The organism is Streptomyces sp. NBC_00442, from assembly GCF_036014195.1.
Classification (GTDB): Bacteria; Actinomycetota; Actinomycetes; order Streptomycetales; family Streptomycetaceae; genus Streptomyces.
Window position 1 is genome coordinate 1162473 of record NZ_CP107918.1, and the last position, 17944, is coordinate 1180416.

The following is a 17944-nucleotide window of genomic DNA, read 5'->3' on the forward strand; positions in this document are numbered from 1 at the left end:
CCATGAGTGCGTCGACCGTCGCTTGCAGGTCCTGGTCCGCGTCCATGGAACTCAAGGGATCACGCGGGGCACCGGGGCGCATCCGCTGCTCACCCGATCGCCACGGCCCCGCACACCGTGCCCCGCGGACCAGCGCGTCGGGGAGCCACACGTCAGGGCGCCGTCACCGTCAGGGCGCCGTCACCGTCACGGAACCACGACCGTCGGCTGCGCCGAGAAGTCCCCCCACGTGCCGTCCGGCAGCCTCGCGCGGAGCTTCACGCTGTAGCGGGTGCCCGGCGGGTCGGTGAGCGTGAACGTGTACGAGGTGATGCCCTCGGCGGACGGGACGCCGGGCACGATCGTGGTCGTCGGGCGGCCGTCGAGGAAGAGCTGGTAGGCCCCGATCGCGCCGCCCGTGTGCGGCGGCGCCCAATGCAGGGTGACGTCCGCGCCGGTGCCGGACGCCGTCCGCGCGGTGGTGGCGCTCAGTCGGGCGGGGGCGGTGCTGGGGGGAGCCCCGGGCGCGGCGGCGGTTATCACGTCGACGGCGCCGCTGTCCTGAGAGGCGTTGTCGGCGGCGTCCCGGGCACGCACGGTGAAGGTGTAGACGGTGCCGGGCCGAAGCCCGGTCAGCCGCGCCGACGTCACGGCGCCGCCGACGCTGTGGATGCGCACGCCCTCCTGATAGACGTCGTACGCCGTCACGCCCACGTCGTCGACGGCGCGGCCCCAGCTCAGGTCGGCCGCGCCGGTGCCGTCCGCGCGGCCGGCGAGGTGGGCCGGGGCGGTGGGCGGCCGCTTGTCGTCGGGGGTCGCGGCCGGCGTGGTGACGGCGGCGGGCGCGCTGGGGGCCGACAGATTTCCGGCGGCGTCGGCGGCCCGCACGGTGAAGCGGTACGCGGTCGAGGCGGTGAGACCGTCCACATCGATCATGCTCAGGGTCGCGGGCACCCGCTTCACCGTGGTGCCGTCGCGCAGGATCTCGTACCCGGTGACGGCCTTGTTGTCGGTGGAGGGATGCCACATGACGTGGGCCGATGTGGCGCTGCTCGCCTGCGCGGTGACCGCGCCCGGCACCGACGGGCGCTGCCGGTCCTGCTCGTGTCCCGCTCCGCAGGCGACGAGCAGGAACGCCAGGGACAGCGCCAGGGAGAGCGGTAGGGACAGCGGCAGGGCGCGGGGCGGGCCCGCGGCTGTGGCCCGGTGGCTGATCGCGCGACGCACGGCTGCCTCCTCGTGGCTCTCGGGCTCGCAGGACTCCCGAAGGGCGGGGAATCCCCGCCTCCGACGGAAAGGTCCAGACCTGTATGACACGTCGGAGGTGCGCACGACAAGACCCCGGACCACACAACTCGCCTCGCCCGCACTCCAGTTGGGACCACTCCCCGGCGTCGAACCGAGACCCGGCGCCCCTCACCGTCCGAGCCGCTCCGCGCCGGCCCGCCGGACGTGCACCGCGCACCGCACACCCGCGCACCCGCGCACCCGCGCACCCGCGCACCCGCGCACCCGCGCACCCGCGCACCCGCGCACCCGCGCACCCGCGATGAGTTTTCGCCCCGGGCCCGGTCTCCCGTACATGAGCAATGACGCGAGCGCCCCGACCACCCACCCCGACCTCGGCCCCGCGGCGGCCGAGCTGACCCGCCTGCTCGACGGCGTACGGGACGATCAGCTGGCCGGCCCGACCCCGTGTCCCGCGTACGCGCTGCGGGACCTGCTCGCGCACGTCCTCGGCCTCGGCGCGGCCTTCCAGGACGCGGCGCGCAAGAAGACCGGCCCGACGACCGGCACCGCCCCGGGCACGGTGGCGCCGCCCGAGCTGCCCGACGACTGGCGGACGTCCCTGCCCGAGCAGCTCGCCGCCATGACCGACGCCTGGCGGGACCCGGCCGCCTGGGAGGGCGAGGCCCAGATCGGCGGCCTGCGCCTCCCCGCGGCGGTCACGGGCCGCGTCGGCCTGGACGAGCTGGTCGTGCACGGCTGGGACGTGGCGCGGGCCACCGGCCAGGACTACCGTCCGGCCGCCGCCGACCTGGAGGTCTCCTACGCCTTCCTCGCACCGTCGAAGGACGACCCGGCCGCGCGCGGCACCGCGTTCGGCCCGGCCGTCCAGGTACCGCACGACGCTCCGCTGCTCGACCGCGTGATCGGCATGAGCGGGCGCGACCCGCACTGGGCCGTCTAGCCCCAGCCGCGCGGCGACCGGCGCCCCGGCCGGCAGTGCGGGCCCGGCCGGCCGGCGGGCGGCTACCAGTGCGCGGGGCGCACCAGGGAGGGCGGGAGCTTCGTCGTGCCGTCGCCCTTCGCCGCGTTCAGCTGGGCCTGAGTGAGGAAGAACGCCTCGGTCAGATCGGCGCCGGCCAGCGAGGCGTCACGGAAGTCCGCGCCGATCAGGTCGGCGAGGCGCAGATCGGCGCCGCGCAGGTCCGCGGCGATCAGGAAGGCGCCCCGCAGGTTCGCGCCGCGCAGGTCGGCGCCCCTGAGCCGGGCCCCCATCAGGTCGGCGCCGCGCCGGTCCTTCCGCTTGCCCTTGAACTCGGCCCTGACCAGCTCGCTCGCCTTCAGGAGCAGCTCGTTCACCCGGTCGCGGTGGGTGGCGACGTCCAGGTCCTTCAGCGCCTCGGGCGCCAGCCCCGTGAACTCCTCCGTCTCCCGCAGCGCCGCCCCGAGCCGGGCGTGGACGGGCCGGGCCTTCGGCAGGGCGAGCGCCTCGGTGATGTACCAGAGCAGCTCGTGGAGTTGGCGCATCACGGGGAAGACCTCGAACATCGAGGCGGCGCTCTCCGGGGCCGCCCGCCAGTCGCGCCCGCCGAAGGTCTGCTGGGAGACCTTCTGGCCCGCGCCGAAGCAGTCGTACACCGTGCAGCCCTGGAAGCCGCTCGTGCGCAGGTCCCGGTGGATCGCGCAGCGGAAGTCCCGCTGGAGACTGGGGCACGGCTTGCCGGCCGGCTTGTCCTGCGCGAAGTCGGCCGATGCCGCGTAGGCGAGGGCCACGCAGCACAGACCGAAACAGTCGCCGCAGTCGGAGACGAGGCTGAGACGGGTCGCGCCCGCGGCCGGGACGACTGCCTCCTGGTTCTCGGACAACGTGCGGGACCCCTCTGACGGCTTACGGCTGACGGATTGCGGCTGGCGGCTGGCGGCTGACGGATTGCGGCTGACGGATTGCGGCTGATGGATGACGGCTGACAGATGACGGATTACGGCCGGTGACGGCGGCCCGACAGTCTAACCGCGCCCCGCCCACCACACCGCGTCGCCCGAGAGCACCGGCACGCCCTCGCCCCCTCAACTTCCTTGTGCCGCAGGGGTGTACGCCCCCTCCACGGCAATGGTAGGAAAGTTTCCTAACAGAACACCGGGAACGACGAACTCCTTCTGGAGGTCCAGGTGCACACCCCCCACGGCAAGGCCACCACACGTCGTACCAAGATCGTCCTACGTACCCTGCTCGGCACCGCACTGCTCGCGGTTCCGGTCACGGCGTACGCCGCCGAGAACCCGGCCGCCGCGCAGGCGGACAATGCGACGGTGATCAACGCCGCCGCGACCGGGCTCGACGACCCGGCGAAGAAGGACATAGCCATGCAGCTCGTCTCCAGCGCGGAGAACTCCTCGCTGGACTGGAAGGCTCAGTACAAGTACATCGAGGACATCAAGGACGGGCGGGGCTACACCGCCGGCATCATCGGATTCTGTTCCGGCACCGGCGACATGCTCGACCTGGTGAAGCTCTACACCTCACGCAACCCCGGCAACGTCCTCGCGAAGTACCTGCCCGCCCTGGAGAAGGTCGACGGCACGGACTCGCACAAGGGGCTCGACCCGAACTTCACCAAGGACTGGAAGACGGCCGCGTCGGAGACGGCCTTCAAAGAGGCCCAGAACGACGAGCGGGACCGGGTCTACTTCGACCCGGCCGTCCGCCAGGGCAAGGCCGACGGGGTCGGCACGCTCGGGCAGTTCATCTACTACGACGCCCTCGTGATGCACGGCGACGGCACCGACCCCACCAGCTTCGGCTCCATCCGCAAGAAGGCACTGGCCAAGGCCAAGTCCCCGTCCCAGGGCGGCAACGAGACGACGTACCTCAACGCCTTCCTCGACGCGCGCGTCTGGGCGATGAAGCAGGAGGAGGCGCACAGCGACACCAGCAGGGTCGACACCGAGCAGCGAGTCTTCCTGAAGAAGGGGAACCTCGACCTGGACACGCCGCTCGACTGGAAGGTCTACGGCGACCCGTACCACATCGGCTGACCTCCCCCACCGGTAACGGCGGGTACGGCAGCCTCGCGCCGCCGTACCCGCCGTTCTCGTCGGTTCCACCCTCTACGGTGGCTGAAATCAGCCGAGTTGACCCATTCTCCTTTACGGAACCTTTGCGGCCCGTATTCTCTCGTTCACCAGATCATCACAAGCATCCCGAACGCCCGAGAGAGCCTGCCGCATGCGCATATCAGAACCAGCCGTCCGCACTCTGCTCATCTCCGGCCTGCTCGGTGCGCTCGCGTTCACCACGACCGGCTGCCAGGACGAGACGGCGAAGCCGAAGAGCCCGGCCACGGCCACGGCTTCGCCCGCGACACCGTCGGCTTCGGCTTCGGCTTCGCCGTCCGGTTCGCCGTCCGTTTCGCCCTCGCCTTCGCAGTCGGCCGACGCGAGTCCGACGCCGAGCGCGGCGCGGAAGCCGGCCGCGACACCGCCGGCCGCGGCCACGAAGCCCCCGGCCGCCAAGGTCGAGCCCAAGCCCAAGCCCAAGCCGAAGGGCCCGAGCGTGCCGCCCCCGATGAACGGCGGCGGCAACAAGGGCGGTGGCAGCGCCTACTACAAGAACTGCACCGCCGCCCGCGCGGCCGGGGTCACTCCCCTGCACCGCGGTGACCCCGGCTACGACTCCCACTTGGACCGGGACGGCGACGGGGTCGCCTGCGAGTAGCCCCTCGGGCCATGGGCCAAGGTTCGGAGGCCGCCCGTCAGTGCAGCCCGTCAGTGCAGGGCGGCCTCCGGTTCGGCCATGGGCAGGACCTCGGGCTCCTCCTCGTTCCGCCGTGAACCGAAGTGGTTGAAGGCCAGGTTGAGGACGATGGCCACCACACAGCCGGTGGAGATACCGGAGTCGAGGACGACCAGCATCTTGTCGGGGAAGGCGTGGTAGAAGTCGGGCTTGGCGATCGGTATCAGGCCGATGCCGACGGCGGCGGCCACGATGAGGGCGTTCTCACCCTTTTCGAGGGCGGCCGTCGACAGGGTCTGGATGCCGCTGGCCGCGACCGAGCCGAACAGCACGATGCCGGCGCCGCCGAGGACCGGCAGCGGGACGAGGGAGATGACCGAGGCGGCGACCGGGGACAGGCCGATCGCCACGAGGATGAGACCGCCGGTCGCGACGACGAACCGGCTGCGCACCTTGGTCATCGCGACGAGCCCGATGTTCTGGGCGAAGGCGCTGGCCATGAAGCCGTTGAAGAGGGTGCTGAGCACGGATCCGAGGGTGTCGGCGCGCAGTCCCGCGGCGATGGTCTTCTGGTCGGCCGGACGCTCGACGATCTTTCCGAGGGCCAGCATGTCGGCGGTGGACTCCGTCATGCAGACCAGCATCACGATGCACATCGACACGATGGCGGCGATGTCGAACTGCGGTGCGCCGAAGTGGAAGGGGGTCGGGAAGCCGACGATGTCCGCGTTCTTGATGGGTTCGAGGCTGGTCTTGCCCATGGGGATCGCGATGATCGAGCCGGCCACCAGGCCGAGCAGGATCGCGATCTGCTGCATGAAGCCGCGCAGCAGTTTGCGCAGCGCGAGCACGATGACCAGGGTGATGGCGGCGAGCGCGAGGTTGGAGAGCGAACCGTAGTCGGACGCCTGCTCGTTGCCCCCCGAGGACCAGTTGAAGGCGACGGGCAGCAACGAGACACCGATGAGGGTGATGACGGTGCCGGTGACGACCGGGGGGAAGAAGCGGACGAGCTTGCCGAAGTAGGGGGCGGCTATGAAGCCGAGGAGTCCCGCGACGATGACTCCGCCGAGGATCACGGGCATCGCGTCGGCGCCGTGCTCCTTGCCGATGGCGATCATCGGGGTGACGCCGGCGAACGAAACGCCGTTCACGAAGGGCAGTTTGGCGCCGATCTTCCAGATCCCGAGGGTCTGGAGGAGCGTGGCGAGTCCCGCGGTGAACAGGCTCGCGGCGACCAGGAAGGCGGTTTCCTTGGTGTCGAGCCCCACCGCGGGGCCGACGATCATGGGCGGGGCCACCACGCCCGCGTACATGGCGGCCACATGCTGGAGGCCGCTGGTGAACATCTTCAGCGGGGGGAGCGTTTCGTCGACGGGATGCTTCTCGCCGGTCGGGGCGGGGCTTGCTGCGATGTTGCGAAACCTGGGCTGTGCGGCCACGGCGGTTCCTCCGGTCGGTTTACACGTCGGCGGTGGACGCGACTGTCAGGGAGGTGGTGCGTTGAGCGACTGGAACAGGTGGTGCGGGCGGTGCGAACAGCGCGGCTCGGCTGTCGTGCGTGCCGGGTCGGTCCCGGGTGGGGCTCGGGTGGGGACCGGTCCCGGACGGGCGGCCACGGATGGTGACGGAACGCCGGGTGACGGTACGTCTGGTGTCAGTACGTCCAGTGTCGGCACGTCTGGTGACGGTACGTCCAGTGTCGGCACGTCTGGTGACGATCCGTCAACTGCCGTTCCTTGCATGGTGATCAGGACGGGTTTCACCGTTCCGGGGGGTGCGTACGTCCTTGTAGTACGCACCCCCCGGCCCAGCTGCCGCGGACCCCGCTCGGGTCCACGGCGACCGGCCGAGGGCCGTCCCCCTCGGCCGGACTCCTTGGGGTCAGGCCTGCGCGGCGATCCGGGCGAGGCGCTGGGCCTCTTCACGGGTCGCCACCGCGATGGCGTCCTCGTCGACCGTGGTGAGGCGGCTGTTCTCGACGATCTGCCTGCCGTTCACGAACGAGGCGGTCACGGGCGCCGCGGCGCCGAACACCAGCGCCGTGACCGGGTCGGCGATGGAGGCGTGAGCGAGGGTGTCCAGCTTCCACAGCACGAGGTCGGCGAGCTTGCCGGCTTCGAGCGAGCCGATCTCGGCGGCGCGGCCGAGTACTTGGGCGCCGCCGTAGGTGCCCAGGCGCAGGGCCTGGCGGGCGTTGAGCGCGCGTTCGCGGTGCTGGGCGTTGAGGCGGTTGATGAGCAGCGCGTTGCGCAGTTCGGTGTGGAGCTCGCCCGACTCGTTGGAGGCGGTGCCGTCGACACCGAGGCCGACGGGCACGCCGGCCTTCAGCATGTCCGGGACGCGGGCGATGCCGGCGGCCAGGCGCGCGTTGGACGAGGGGCAGTGGGCGACGCCGGTGCCGGTGCGGGCGAAGGCGGCGATGTCGGAGTCGTTCATGTGGACGCAGTGCGCCATCCACACGTCGCTGCCGAGCCAGCCGGTCGACTCGAAGTAGTCGGTCGGGCCCATGCCGAACAGCTCCTTGCAGAACTGCTCCTCCTCCATGGTCTCCGAGCCGTGCGTGTGCAGCCGTACGCCCTTGGCGCGGGCCAACTCGGCGCCCTGCTTCATGAGTTCGGTGGAGACCGAGAAGGGCGAGCAGGGCGCGACGGCGACCTGGGTCATGGAACCGAAGGAGGCGTCGTGGAAGCGGTCGACGGTCTCGGCGGTCGCGGCGAGCGCGCCGTCGAGGGTCTCGACGGCGAAGTCCGGCGGCAGGCCGCCGTCCTTGACGCTGCGGTCCATGGAGCCGCGGGCCAGGGTGAAGCGCACGCCCATCTCGGAGGCGGCGCCGATGATCGCGCCGGACAGGTCGCCGGAGCCCCGTGGATACACGTAGTGGTGGTCCATGGCGGTGGTGACGCCGCCGCGGGCCATCATCGCGAGGGAGCCCTGGGCCGCCACGCGCCCCATCCGTTCGTCGATGCGCGCCCATGTCGGGTACAGCGCGACCAGCCAGTCGAAGAGGTTGTGGTCGGTGGCCATGCCGCGGGTGATCCACTGGTAGAAGTGGTGGTGCGTGTTGACCAGGCCGGGGGTGACCAGATGGCCGGTGGCGTCGATGCGGCGGACCACGTCGGCAAGGCCCTGGGGGGCCGCGCCGGCTCCGACCGACTCGATGGTGTTGCCGGCGATGACCAGGTGGCCGGATGCATACTCGGTGTCGTTCGCGTCCACGGTTGCGATCGCACAGTTTTCGATGACGATGCGCTGAGGGGCTGCCGAAGGTGCCATGATGCTTCCTTCTTTGCTCAGTGGCGGTTGTGACGGGGGCACGGCAGGACCCTACGAGGATTTGAGTGCCGGGGCCGCGACGCGGCTCCGGGTGCCGAGATGGTGGAAGAAGAGGTTCAGCAGCACCGCGGTGAGCGCCCCGGCGCTGATGCCCGATCCGAGCACGGTCTGTGCCCAGGCGGGGAATCCGGCGTAGAAGGTGGGTGCGGCGAGGGGGATGATGCCCGCTCCGAGTGCCACGGCCACCAGGATGATGTTGGAGCTGTCGTCGAGTCCGGCCTCGGAGAGCGTGCGGATGCCGCTGACCGCGATCGAGCCGAACAGGACGATTCCCGCGCCGCCGAGCACCGGCATCGGGACCAGCGAGACGACCGCGCCGAGCACCGGGAAGGCTCCGAGCACCAGAAGGGCGCCGCCCGCGACGGCGACAACGTACCTGCTGCGTACGCGAGTCAGCGAGACGACCCCGACGTTCTGGGCGAACGCGCTGGTGGGGAAGCCGCCGAAGACGGGGCCAAGGAGCGTGGCGATGCCGTCGGTGCGCAGGCCGCGGGCGATGGTGCGGCCGTCGGTGCGGCGCTCGCAGATCTCGCCGATGGCGAGCATGCCGGCGCTGGACTCGGTCATGAGGACCAGCATCACGATGCACAGCGAGAGCACGGCGGCGGGGTGGAACTCGGGGGCGCCGAAGGAGAAGGGCGTCGGCAGGGCCGCGACGGGCGCGGACCGCATCGCGGAGAAGTCGGCCATGCCGAACGGGATCGCCGCGAGTGTGCCGATCAACAGGCCAAGCAGCAGGGCGACTTGGCGCAGGAATCCGCGGCCGAAGCGCTGGAAGAGCAGGATCACCACGAGCGTGAAGGCGGCGAGCGCCAGGTTCTTCATGGAGCCGAAGTCGGCGGCCGTCTTGTCACCGCCCTGGGCCCAGGACACGGGTACCGGCATGAGCGTGACGCCGATGAGCGTGATCACGACACCGGTCACCAGCGGCGGGAAGAAGCGCAGCAGCCGGCCGAAGAAGGGGCCGACCAGGAGGCAGAAGACTCCGGCGACCATCACCGCGCCGTAGATGGCGGGGAGTTGGTGGCCTGGCGCGCTGGTCTCGGCGATCGCGAGCATGGGGGCGATGCCGGCCGATGAGGCCGCGTTCACGAACGGGAGCCGGTTTCCGGCGAAGTTCGCGACGCCGAGGGTCTGCAGGACGGTGGCGAGACCCGCGATGAGCAGACTGGCGGCGATGAGCCGGGTCTGTCCCGCGGTGTCGAGGCCGACCGCCTGGCCGATGATGAGCGGAGGGGTGACAACGCCCGCGTACATGGCGGCGATGTGCTGGAGCGCGGCGGGGACGAGCCGCGAGGGGGGGAGCTTTTCATCCACCGGGTGCACGGCACCGTCGGGTGGGGTGGGACATGGGCCGTCGGCAGGTGCCGGCGCCATTGCGGGCTGTGCCATGAGAATCCCTCCGGTCCGAGCCGTCCCCCGCCCGACTGCGGGCGGGCGGGGGACGGCTCGGGGCCGCGTCAGAGGTTGGTCATGTCGACCGGGATCTGCGGCTCGACGCCGTCGCGCAGGACGGTCGCCTCGATCAGACCGTACGGACGGTCGGCCGCGAAGTAGACCTCGTTGTCGTTCTTGAGCCCGAACGGCTCGAGGTCCACCAGGAAGTGGTGCTTGTTCGGCAGCGAGAAACGGACTTCGTCGATCTCGGACCGGCTGTTGATGATGCGCGAACCCATCTGGTACAGGGTCTGCTGGAGCGAGAGGGAGTACGTCTCGGCGAAGGCCTGCAGCATGTGCTTGCGCACCTGCTCGTAGGACTTCTCCCAGTTGGGCGCCTTCTGCTCGTCGTCGGTCCAGTTGAAGCGCCAGCGCGCGGAGACCTGGGTTGCCAGGATCCGGTCGTAGGCCTCCTGGAGCGTCGTGTACTTGTCCTTGACGTAGCCCCAGAATTCGGAGTTCGTCGAGTTCATCACGACCAGGTCCTTGAGGCCCGAGATGACCTCCCACTTCTCACCGTCGTAGGTGATCTGGGTGACCCGGGTCTCCTGGCCCTTGCGGACGAAGGAGTGCTTGACGTCGTCGGAGCCGATGAACTTCGAGTTGGCCTCGGAGGTCTCGATGCGCTCCCAGGAGTACTCCTCGATCCGGATCCGCGCGATCTTGATCGGCTCCTGCGAGGTCACGAAGTGCCGCGCGAGGTGGATGCCGAACTGCTCGGCGGACTCGATGCCGTACTCCTTGGCGAACGCGTACACCGTGTTCTTGGTGGTGTCGGTCGGCAGGCAGTTGGCGTTCGAGCCGTTGTAGTGCACGTCCTCCATGTCACCGGAGAGGGCGACGGAGACGTTCAGGTCCTTGATGTGGTGCGTGTCGCCGTCCCGCGTGATCTTGACGACGCGGTTCTCTGCTTTGCCGTACTGGTTCTGGCCGAGAATCGTGGGCATGTCTGCTAGCTCCCTCGGTAAACGGAGTAGCCGAACGGGTTGAGCAGCAGCGGTACGTGATAGTGCTCGCCCGGGGTGACGGCGAAAGTGATCGCCACCTCCGGGAAGAACGCACCGCTGTCCCTTACGCGGGGGGCGTCCTGCTGCGCCTCGGCTTGCTTCTTCTTGGAGAAGTACGTCTCGACCTCGAAATCGAGACGCACGTGGGTCGTGCCTTCCGGCAGCGCCGGCAGGTCCTTGCAGCGCCCGTCCGCATCGGTCGCGGAGCCGCCGAGCGCGGTCCACTCGGCGTCGGAGCCCGAGCGGGCCGCGAGCGAGATGGCGACGCCCTCGGCGGGGCGTCCGACGCTGGTGTCCAGGATGTGCGTGGACACCGAGGCGGTGGTGGCGGTGCTCATCAGTCCTTGTCCTCTTCTACAAGACGGGTCAGCCGGATTCGGTTGATCTTCCCGAGCTCGGTGCGCACGATCTCGCGCTCCTCGTCGGAGGTGTTGCCGATCCGGGTCTTGACCGCATCGCGCATCTGCTCGCCGGTGGCGCCGGTCGCGCAGATCAGGAAGACATGGCCGAACTTCTCCTGGTAGGCCAGGTTCAGTTCGAGCAGCTCGGCCTTGAGGGCCTCGGAGGCCCCGGCCATGCCGCGCTGTTCACGTGCGGAGGTGGGGTCACCGGGCTTCGGCCGGCCGATCGGCGCGTGCCCGGCCATCGCCTCTTCCAGATCCTTCGCGGTCAGCTCGGCCAAAGCGGCGTCACTGGCTGCGAAGAGGTCCTGCGCGGTGGCGTACGGGCGCTGGGCGAGCACCTTGCTCCCCCACGCCGAGCTGGCGCACACCTCGTGGAGCGCGGCGAGGGCCGCACTGTCCTGTGAGGTGTTGAACCGGGCGAGGCCCGGTGTCGAAGTCGTAGTCACGGCGGCCTCCGTGGCCTTGGTGCTGAACGGGCTGCGGATAGCTAACGCCCTGAGAAACATCCCGTCAACACTTTGTTGAAAACTTGGGGTGACAAAAACCGCCGCCCGGTGCCCGGACGGCGGTTCGTTGCGCGGCTTGCTGCGCGGGGGGGTGCCCGGACGACCACCGAGCGTGCTCGCTCAGTCGTCCTTGGCGGTGTTTTCCCTGTTCAGGTAGTTGTACACGGTGAAGCGGCTGACCCCGAGGGCCGAGGCGACCGTCTCCACGCCGTGTCGCACCGAGAAGGCGCCGCGCGCCTCCAGGGTCCGCACGGCGGACTGCTTGGCCTTGCGGTCGAGGGCCGAAAGGGGCATTCCGTGGCGGCGCTCCATGGCGGCCAGGATGTGGTCCAGGGAGTCGGAGAGCTGCGGCAGGCGTACCGCGGCCACGTCCTGGCCCTCCCAGGCGAGCACCACGTCGTCGGGCCGGGCGAGGCCGGGCGGCAGTATCTCCGCGCCCATGGCGTCGACGAGCGGCTTGACCGCCTGGAGCAGCGGATGGTCCGCGGGCTCCGCGGTGTGCGCGAGGGGCCGGTCCGAGGATCCGGCCACGGGCTCCGGGGCGCGCTCCACCGGTCCGGCCGCGGGGGGCTGGTCCACGGCGTCGGCCGCGGGGGGCTGGTCCACGGCGTCGGCCGCGGGCGCGGGAGGCTGGTCCACCGATTCGGTCACTGCTCGCCCTCCCCGATCACATTGACCTGGAGCGAGACGCGGGTGGCGCCCGCCGCCAGGGCCTTGCGCAGCAGCGCGTCCACGGCGGTCAGCACCTCGTCCGCGCCGCCTTCCGCGGTGTTGCCGAAGGGGCCGACGTCCACCGCGTCGAGCCGGGCCGCCTGGACGACGTCGCGGGCGACCACGGCATGCGGCGGCGCCTCGTCGAGATCGAAGGGCTCGGTCGTGAACTCCACTCTCAATCGCACCCGCTCAACCTACTGCGAAGGGGACGAAATCAGGGAGGCCCTCTTGACAAGCTCGCCGGTCCCACTGCAACCTTCCATCAAGCAGAAAACAACTTCCGCAATACGGAAGGAGCGCACACCCCTCATGGGATACACGGACCAGCGCTTCGATGTAAACCTTTCGATCCTCTTCACGGAACTCCCGCTCCTGGAGCGCCCCGCGGCTGCCGCCGCGGCGGGCTTCACGGCGGTCGAGCTGTGGTGGCCCTGGATCGAGACACCCACCCCCGAGCAGGCCGAGCTCGACGCCCTCAAAAAGGCGCTCGACGACGCCGGCACCCAGCTGGTGGGCCTCAACTTCTACGCCGGCGCCCTCCCGGGCCCGGACCGCGGCGCGCTGTCGGTTCCCGGCGAGGAGTCGGACCGCTTCCGCGCCAACATCGAGGTGGCGGCCGACTTCGCCGCCTCGGTCGGCTGCAAGGCGCTCAACGCGCTCTACGGCAACCGCGTCGAGGGCGCCGACCCTCAGGTGCAGGACGCCCTCGCCCTGGAGAACCTCGTCCTGGCGGCCCGCGCGGCCGACCGGGTGGGGGCCATCCTCCTGGTCGAGACCCTGAACAAGCCGGAGTCGCCGCTCTACCCGCTGGTGAGCGCCCCCTCCGCCATCGAGGTCATCGACAAGGTGAACGAGGCGACGGGTCTTGGCAACGCCAAGTTCCTCCTCGACATCTACCACCTCTCGATGAACGGCGAGAACGTCTCCGAGGTCATCGAGGCGTACGCCGACAAGACCGGCCACGTGCAGATCGCCGACAACCCGGGCCGTGGCGCTCCGGGCACCGGCTCGCTGCCGCTGGAGGAGCTGCTCGACCAGCTCAAGAAGGCCGGCTACGACGGCTGGGTGGGCCTGGAGTACAAGGCCGCCGATGCCGCGGCCTCCTTCGAGTGGCTCCCCGCCGAGGCCCGCGCGGCCCGCTGAGGCACGCCCCCGGGCCTCAACTTCTCGACGCATTAAAGCTTTTAGGAAGGCAGCACCCTCATGAGCAACCTCCCCAAGATCGCATGGGTCGGCCTCGGGATCATGGGTTCCCCCATGTCCGAGAACCTGATCAAGGCCGGCTACTCGGTCACCGGCTTCACCCTGGAGCAGGACAAGCTGGACCGCCTCGCGGCCGCCGGCGGCACCGCCGCCCCCTCGATCGCCGAGGCGGTCAAGGACGCGGACGTGATCATCACCATGGTCCCGGCCTCCCCGCAGGTGGAAGCCATCGCGTACGGTGAGGCCGGCATCCTGGCCAACGCCAAGAAGGGCGCGCTGATCGTCGACATGTCGTCGATCACCCCGCAGACCTCGGTCGACCTGGCGAAGAACGCCGCGGAGAAGGGCATCCGCGTCCTGGACGCCCCCGTCTCCGGCGGCGAGGCCGGCGCCATCGAGGCCGTCCTGTCGATCATGGTGGGTGGCGAGCAGGCCGACTTCGACGTCGCGCTGCCGATCCTCGAAGCCCTCGGCAAGACCATCGTCCTGTGCGGTCCGCACGGCTCCGGCCAGACGGTCAAGGCCGCCAACCAGCTCATCGTCGCGGTCAACATCCAGGCGTGCGCCGAGGCCGTCGTCTTCCTCGAGAAGTCGGGCGTGAACCTCGAAGCCGCCCTGGACGTGCTCAACGGCGGCCTGGCCGGCTCGACCGTGCTGACCCGCAAGAAGGGCAACTTCCTGAACCGGGACTTCAAGCCCGGCTTCCGGATCGACCTGCACCACAAGGACATGGGGATCGTCACCGACGCCGCCCGCAACGTGGGCGCGGCCCTGCCGGTCGGCGCGGTCGTGGCCCAGCTGGTCGCCTCCCTGCGCGCCCAGGGCGACGGTGGCCTCGACCACTCGGCCCTGCTCCGCGCGGTCGAGCGCCTCTCCGGCTCGCAGGTCTGATCCCGCGAGCCCTCCGCCCCCTCGGGGGCCCCTGATTTCCGGGCGGCGGCGGCGCTGACACCTGTCCTGTCGCGCCCAGGCGCCGCCGCCGTCCGGAAGCTCACAACTCCATTTTCAACAAACTGTTGACGTTCCGTTCCGGGCCTCCTTACGCTCCAGGAACCGCCGAACAGTCAGCGGTGCAGCTCCAGTACGGAAGGTCACGATGTCGAAGCGCGTGCTTACGACCGAGTCCGGCGCCCCCGTCGCCGACAACCAGAACTCCGCCACCGCCGGCGTCGGTGGCCCCATCCTGCTTCAGGACCAGCACCTCCTGGAGAAGCTCGCGCGCTTCAACCGTGAGCGCATCCCGGAGCGTGTGGTGCACGCCCGCGGCTCCGGCGCGTACGGCTACTTCGAGGTGACCGACGACGTCACCGGCTTCACGAAGGCCGACTTCCTCGGCGAGGTGGGCAAGCGGACCGAGACGTTCATCCGCTTCTCCACCGTGGCCGACTCGCTGGGCGGCGCCGACGCGGTGCGCGACCCCCGCGGCTTCGCGCTGAAGTTCTACACCGCTGAGGGCAACTACGACCTCGTCGGCAACAACACCCCGGTGTTCTTCATCAAGGACCCGATCAAGTTCCCCGACTTCATCCACTCCCAGAAGCGCGACCCCTTCACGGGCAAGCAGGAGCCGGACAACGTCTGGGACTTCTGGGCGCACGCCCCCGAGGCCACCCACCAGGTCACCTGGCTCATGGGCGACCGCGGCATCCCGGCCTCCTACCGCCACATGAACGGCTACGGCTCCCACACCTACCAGTGGACCAACGCCCAGGGTGAGGCCTTCTTCGTCAAGTACCACTTCAAGACGAACCAGGGTGTCCGCTCGCTCTCCGCCGAGCAGGCCGCCGAGACGGTCGGCAAGGACGCCAACAGCCACCAGACGGACCTGCTGCAGGCCATCGAGCGCGGCGTGAACCCGTCCTGGACGCTGTACGTGCAGATCATGCCGGTCGCCGAGGCCGCGGACTACCGCTTCAACCCGTTCGACCTCACCAAGGTGTGGCCGCACAGCGACTACCCGCTGCAGCGCGTGGGCCGTCTGGTCCTGGACCGCAACCCGGACAACGTCTTCGCCGAGGTCGAGCAGGCCGCCTTCTCCCCGAACAACTTCGTTCCGGGTATCGGCCCCTCCCCCGACAAGATGCTCCAGGGCCGCCTGTTCGCCTACGCGGACGCGCACCGCTACCGCCTGGGCGTCAACCACACCCAGCTCCCGGTCAACGCCCCGAAGGCGACCGAGGCGGACAACTACGGCCGCGACGGCCTGATGGCGACCCGCTACGGCCGGCGCACCGACAAGAACTACGAGCCCAACTCGTACGCGGGCCCGTCGCAGACCGACGCCGCCCTGTCGGCCCCCCTGGCCATCCACGGCTGGACGGGCACGCACGAGGCGCCCCTGCACAACAAGGACGACGACTTCTTCCAGGCGGGCGAGCTCTACCGTCTGATGTCGGACGACGAGAAGTCCCGCCTGGTGGCGAACATCGCCGGTGGCCTCTCGCAGGTCACTCGCGACGACGTCATCGAGAAGAACCTGGCCCACTTCCACGCCGCCGACGCCGAGTACGGCAAGCGCGTCGAGGAGGCCGTCCGCGCCCTGCGCGAGGACTAGCAGCCGGTTCGACCCGCAGACCGTGCAAGGAAATTGACGGGAGGTCAAATTCCTTGCACCGTCCGATCCGCCGACCCGGATGAGGGGTGGTCGGCGGATATGGACAACCTGAGGATCGCGGCGGTGCGGCGATGCCAGTGCGGTGGTGAAGGTGAGTGCGCCCCCCTTCTTGACCTGAAGGAAGGGACCAGGCGCCCCCACCAATCGCCTCCGCCGCGATCCCGGATCTCTCCTCCCCCCAAGAACTCCGTCCGGCGGCGCGAACGTCCTGTCGCGCCAGCCTCGCTCCGCCGGACGGGTACAACTCCCCAGCCAGGGCGTCGGGTTCGGTTTACGGTCCCGAATCGGACGTCCGATGATCAAGGCCCCACCCGCATGCCGGGTGGGGCCTTGATCTTTTCCGGGACGGTGCCGTCGACCCGAACGCACCGCAAGCGCCGGGAGTTGCGTCCCGTCGGCCACGCGGGGCCTTCCCACGCGACGAGCAAGTCGTGTCGGCGGGCTCCAGGCGCGTCTGCGGGGCGCGTGCGCGTCCGTACCGGCGACGGCACCGGCCCCCCTCCCCACCGCCCGGCCACGGCCGGGGACGCGCCGGGCGCCGGCGAAGTGGCGTCGTCGCCGGTGGATGCGGGGGTGTGCGCCTAGGATCGCCTCGATGATTGAGACGATCGTGCTCGACACGGGCGAAACACTGGTACGCGACGACCGCTACTGGGCTTCCTGGGCCGACTGGATCGGCGTACCCAGGCACACCCTCTCCGTCCTCGTCGGGGCGGTCGTCACGCAAGGCCGCGACCCGGCGGACGCGCTGCGCATACTCAAGCCCGGCATGGACGTGCGCGAGGCGTACCTGGCCCGCGAGGCCTCGGGCCGGGGCGAGCACCTGGACGAGACCGACCTGTACGACGACGTGCGGCCCGCTCTCGGCAGCCTTCGCAAGCTGGGTGTCCGTGTGGTGATCGCCGGGAATCAGTCGGCGCGCGCCGGCGAACTTCTGCGCGGTCTCGATCTGCCCGCCGACCTGGTGGTCACGTCCGAGGAGTGGGGCGTCGCCAAGCCCGCGGCGGCGTTCTTCGAGCGGGTGCTCGACGCGTCCGGAACAGGCCCGCACGAGACCGTGTACGTGGGCTCACACCCCGCCAACGACGTGTTCCCCGCCAAGGCGGCCGGGCTGCGCGTCGCCCATCTGCGGCGCGGGCCGTGGGGGCACTGGTGGGCCGAGGACCCGGACGTCGTGTCGGCGGCGGACTGGCGGATCGACTCCCTCACCCAGTTGACGGCCCTCGTGTCCGACGAGGCGTCGGATGCACCGCCCGCCGCGCGTCCGGCGCTGCGCAGCGTCCCCGAATGACCGGGGCGGGGTGCCGGTGCCGGGTGAACGAGGTTCACCCGGACGGGCAGCCCGCAGGGTGCCTCAAGGCCCCGGACACGCCCCCGGTCCGGGCCGCGACTGCGGTCCGGACCGGGGCTCTCCCATGGGGCGGAAGGCTAGAGCTTGTCCATGCGGGTGTACGGGCTGACGATTCGGGCCTGGCGGGAGCCGAAGTCGACGAGCATCGCGACGCCGTCCTCGACCCCGATGATGGTTCCCAGGCCGAACTGGTCGTGTGTGACCCGGTCTCCCAGGATGAAGTGCTTGGCCGCCGGGGCGTCCGGGGCTTTGAAGGGGCTGGTGGGCAGGTGGCGCCGGGGCGCGGATGGCTTCGTCATCGTCGTCCCAGTATGCGCCGCCGGAGGGCCCGAAGGGCAGGCCCGCCGGGTGACGATGGGGAATCGATCCGGTCCTGGCCCCGACCGCAACGCGTTGTGGTGCGAAAATCGTCACGAATTGACACGCAACCGTG

The 17944-nt window shown here is 70.2% G+C and carries 18 protein-coding genes; 7 read left to right on the forward strand and 11 right to left on the reverse strand.

The annotated features are described in order from the left end of the window. Positions 1–186 precede the first annotated feature (186 nt). Positions 187–1155 carry a fibronectin type III domain-containing protein gene (locus OG432_RS05305; protein ID WP_328315005.1) on the reverse strand — a complete coding sequence of 323 codons (969 nt, stop codon included), beginning with the start codon at positions 1153–1155 and terminating at the stop codon, positions 187–189. Positions 1156–1561: 406 nt separating this feature from the next. Between OG432_RS05305 and OG432_RS05310 the strand changes: the two genes are divergently transcribed. Continuing rightward, positions 1562–2170 carry a TIGR03086 family metal-binding protein gene (locus tag OG432_RS05310; RefSeq protein ID WP_328308228.1) on the forward strand — a complete coding sequence of 203 codons (609 nt, stop codon included), beginning with the start codon at positions 1562–1564 and terminating at the stop codon, positions 2168–2170. Between the two features lie 62 nt (positions 2171–2232). Here OG432_RS05310 and OG432_RS05315 read toward each other — a convergent pair whose 3' ends face one another. Then, entirely contained in the window at positions 2233–3072 is an 840-nt protein-coding gene (locus tag OG432_RS05315) for a pentapeptide repeat-containing protein (RefSeq protein WP_328308230.1), read from the reverse strand. A gap of 303 nt (positions 3073–3375) precedes the next feature. Here OG432_RS05315 and OG432_RS05320 point away from each other — a divergent pair, with 303 nt between their 5' ends. Together OG432_RS05320 and OG432_RS05325 are read left to right on the forward strand one after the other, a co-directional pair. Further along, positions 3376–4242 carry a chitosanase gene (locus OG432_RS05320; protein WP_328308231.1) on the forward strand — a complete coding sequence of 289 codons (867 nt, stop codon included), beginning with the start codon at positions 3376–3378 and terminating at the stop codon, positions 4240–4242. 190 nt (positions 4243–4432) lie between these two features. After that, entirely contained in the window at positions 4433–4921 is a 489-nt protein-coding gene (locus OG432_RS05325; protein WP_328308232.1) for an excalibur calcium-binding domain-containing protein, read from the forward strand. A gap of 50 nt (positions 4922–4971) precedes the next feature. Here the strand turns inward: OG432_RS05325 and OG432_RS05330 are convergent, their stop codons facing one another. From OG432_RS05330 to OG432_RS05365, 8 genes are all read right to left on the reverse strand, one after another. Further along, positions 4972–6381, reverse strand: coding sequence for a nucleobase:cation symporter-2 family protein (locus tag OG432_RS05330; RefSeq protein WP_328308234.1), 1410 nt, complete (start codon positions 6379–6381; stop codon positions 4972–4974). A 442-nt stretch (positions 6382–6823) separates the two neighbouring features. After that, complete coding sequence (locus OG432_RS05335) at positions 6824–8215, reverse strand: 8-oxoguanine deaminase (protein ID WP_328308236.1); 1392 nt, start codon at positions 8213–8215, stop codon at positions 6824–6826. Positions 8216–8266: 51 nt separating this feature from the next. Further along, positions 8267–9667 (reverse strand): nucleobase:cation symporter-2 family protein, encoded by a 1401-nt coding sequence (locus tag OG432_RS05340; protein WP_328308238.1) that lies wholly within the window; start codon positions 9665–9667, stop codon positions 8267–8269. A 68-nt stretch (positions 9668–9735) separates the two neighbouring features. Then, positions 9736–10659, reverse strand: coding sequence for a factor-independent urate hydroxylase (gene pucL / locus OG432_RS05345; protein WP_328308240.1), 924 nt, complete (start codon positions 10657–10659; stop codon positions 9736–9738). Positions 10660–10664: 5 nt separating this feature from the next. After that, on the reverse strand, positions 10665–11057 hold the full coding sequence (gene uraH, locus OG432_RS05350; RefSeq protein WP_328308242.1) for a hydroxyisourate hydrolase: 393 nt from the start codon (positions 11055–11057) through the stop codon (positions 10665–10667). Next, a complete protein-coding gene (gene uraD, locus OG432_RS05355; protein WP_328308243.1) occupies positions 11057–11569 on the reverse strand; it encodes a 2-oxo-4-hydroxy-4-carboxy-5-ureidoimidazoline decarboxylase in 513 nt (170 codons plus the stop codon). The genes uraH and uraD overlap by 1 nt, the downstream gene beginning before the upstream one ends. Before the next feature lie 180 nt (positions 11570–11749). After that, complete coding sequence (locus OG432_RS05360; RefSeq protein WP_328315006.1) at positions 11750–12070, reverse strand: helix-turn-helix domain-containing protein; 321 nt, start codon at positions 12068–12070, stop codon at positions 11750–11752. A 206-nt stretch (positions 12071–12276) separates the two neighbouring features. Continuing rightward, the gene (locus OG432_RS05365; RefSeq protein ID WP_267057163.1) at positions 12277–12528 is read right to left on the reverse strand and encodes a hypothetical protein; all 252 of its coding nucleotides are present in this window, start codon (positions 12526–12528) and stop codon (positions 12277–12279) included. A 124-nt stretch (positions 12529–12652) separates the two neighbouring features. Between OG432_RS05365 and OG432_RS05370 the strand changes: the two genes are divergently transcribed. The 4 genes from OG432_RS05370 to OG432_RS05385 all read left to right on the forward strand — a co-directional run bounded on the left by OG432_RS05370 (position 12653) and on the right by OG432_RS05385 (position 17451). Continuing rightward, positions 12653–13486: a TIM barrel protein gene (locus OG432_RS05370; RefSeq protein ID WP_328308249.1), complete on the forward strand. Its 834-nt coding sequence runs from the start codon at positions 12653–12655 to the stop codon at positions 13484–13486. A 60-nt stretch (positions 13487–13546) separates the two neighbouring features. Continuing rightward, complete coding sequence (locus OG432_RS05375; protein ID WP_328308251.1) at positions 13547–14437, forward strand: 2-hydroxy-3-oxopropionate reductase; 891 nt, start codon at positions 13547–13549, stop codon at positions 14435–14437. 205 nt (positions 14438–14642) lie between these two features. Then, positions 14643–16100 (forward strand): catalase, encoded by a 1458-nt coding sequence (locus OG432_RS05380; RefSeq protein ID WP_328308252.1) that lies wholly within the window; start codon positions 14643–14645, stop codon positions 16098–16100. 655 nt (positions 16101–16755) lie between these two features. Beyond that, a complete protein-coding gene (locus OG432_RS05385) occupies positions 16756–17451 on the forward strand; it encodes an HAD family hydrolase (RefSeq protein ID WP_328308254.1) in 696 nt (231 codons plus the stop codon). 137 nt (positions 17452–17588) lie between these two features. Here OG432_RS05385 and OG432_RS05390 read toward each other — a convergent pair whose 3' ends face one another. Then, positions 17589–17810 (reverse strand): hypothetical protein, encoded by a 222-nt coding sequence (locus OG432_RS05390; protein ID WP_053725806.1) that lies wholly within the window; start codon positions 17808–17810, stop codon positions 17589–17591. Between the last annotated feature and the right edge of the window lie 134 nt (positions 17811–17944).

Bases quoted from the DNA above. Each gene is read 5' to 3' on its own strand.
- OG432_RS05310 (WP_328308228.1), top strand. From the start codon at position 1,562: ATGAGCAATGACGCGAGCGCCCCGACCACCCACCCCGACCTCGGCCCC.
- OG432_RS05325 (WP_328308232.1), top strand. From the start codon at position 4,433: ATGCGCATATCAGAACCAGCCGTCCGCACTCTGCTCATCTCCGGCCTG.
- OG432_RS05335 (WP_328308236.1), bottom strand. From the start codon at position 8,215: ATGGCACCTTCGGCAGCCCCTCAGCGCATCGTCATCGAAAACTGTGCG.
- OG432_RS05340 (WP_328308238.1), bottom strand. From the start codon at position 9,667: ATGGCACAGCCCGCAATGGCGCCGGCACCTGCCGACGGCCCATGTCCC.
- pucL (WP_328308240.1), bottom strand. From the start codon at position 10,659: ATGCCCACGATTCTCGGCCAGAACCAGTACGGCAAAGCAGAGAACCGC.
- uraH (WP_328308242.1), bottom strand. From the start codon at position 11,057: ATGAGCACCGCCACCACCGCCTCGGTGTCCACGCACATCCTGGACACC.
- OG432_RS05360 (WP_328315006.1), bottom strand. From the start codon at position 12,070: ATGGGCGCGGAGATACTGCCGCCCGGCCTCGCCCGGCCCGACGACGTG.
- OG432_RS05370 (WP_328308249.1), top strand. From the start codon at position 12,653: ATGGGATACACGGACCAGCGCTTCGATGTAAACCTTTCGATCCTCTTC.
- OG432_RS05375 (WP_328308251.1), top strand. From the start codon at position 13,547: ATGAGCAACCTCCCCAAGATCGCATGGGTCGGCCTCGGGATCATGGGT.
- OG432_RS05380 (WP_328308252.1), top strand. From the start codon at position 14,643: ATGTCGAAGCGCGTGCTTACGACCGAGTCCGGCGCCCCCGTCGCCGAC.
- OG432_RS05385 (WP_328308254.1), top strand. From the start codon at position 16,756: ATGATTGAGACGATCGTGCTCGACACGGGCGAAACACTGGTACGCGAC.
- OG432_RS05390 (WP_053725806.1), bottom strand. From the start codon at position 17,810: ATGACGAAGCCATCCGCGCCCCGGCGCCACCTGCCCACCAGCCCCTTC.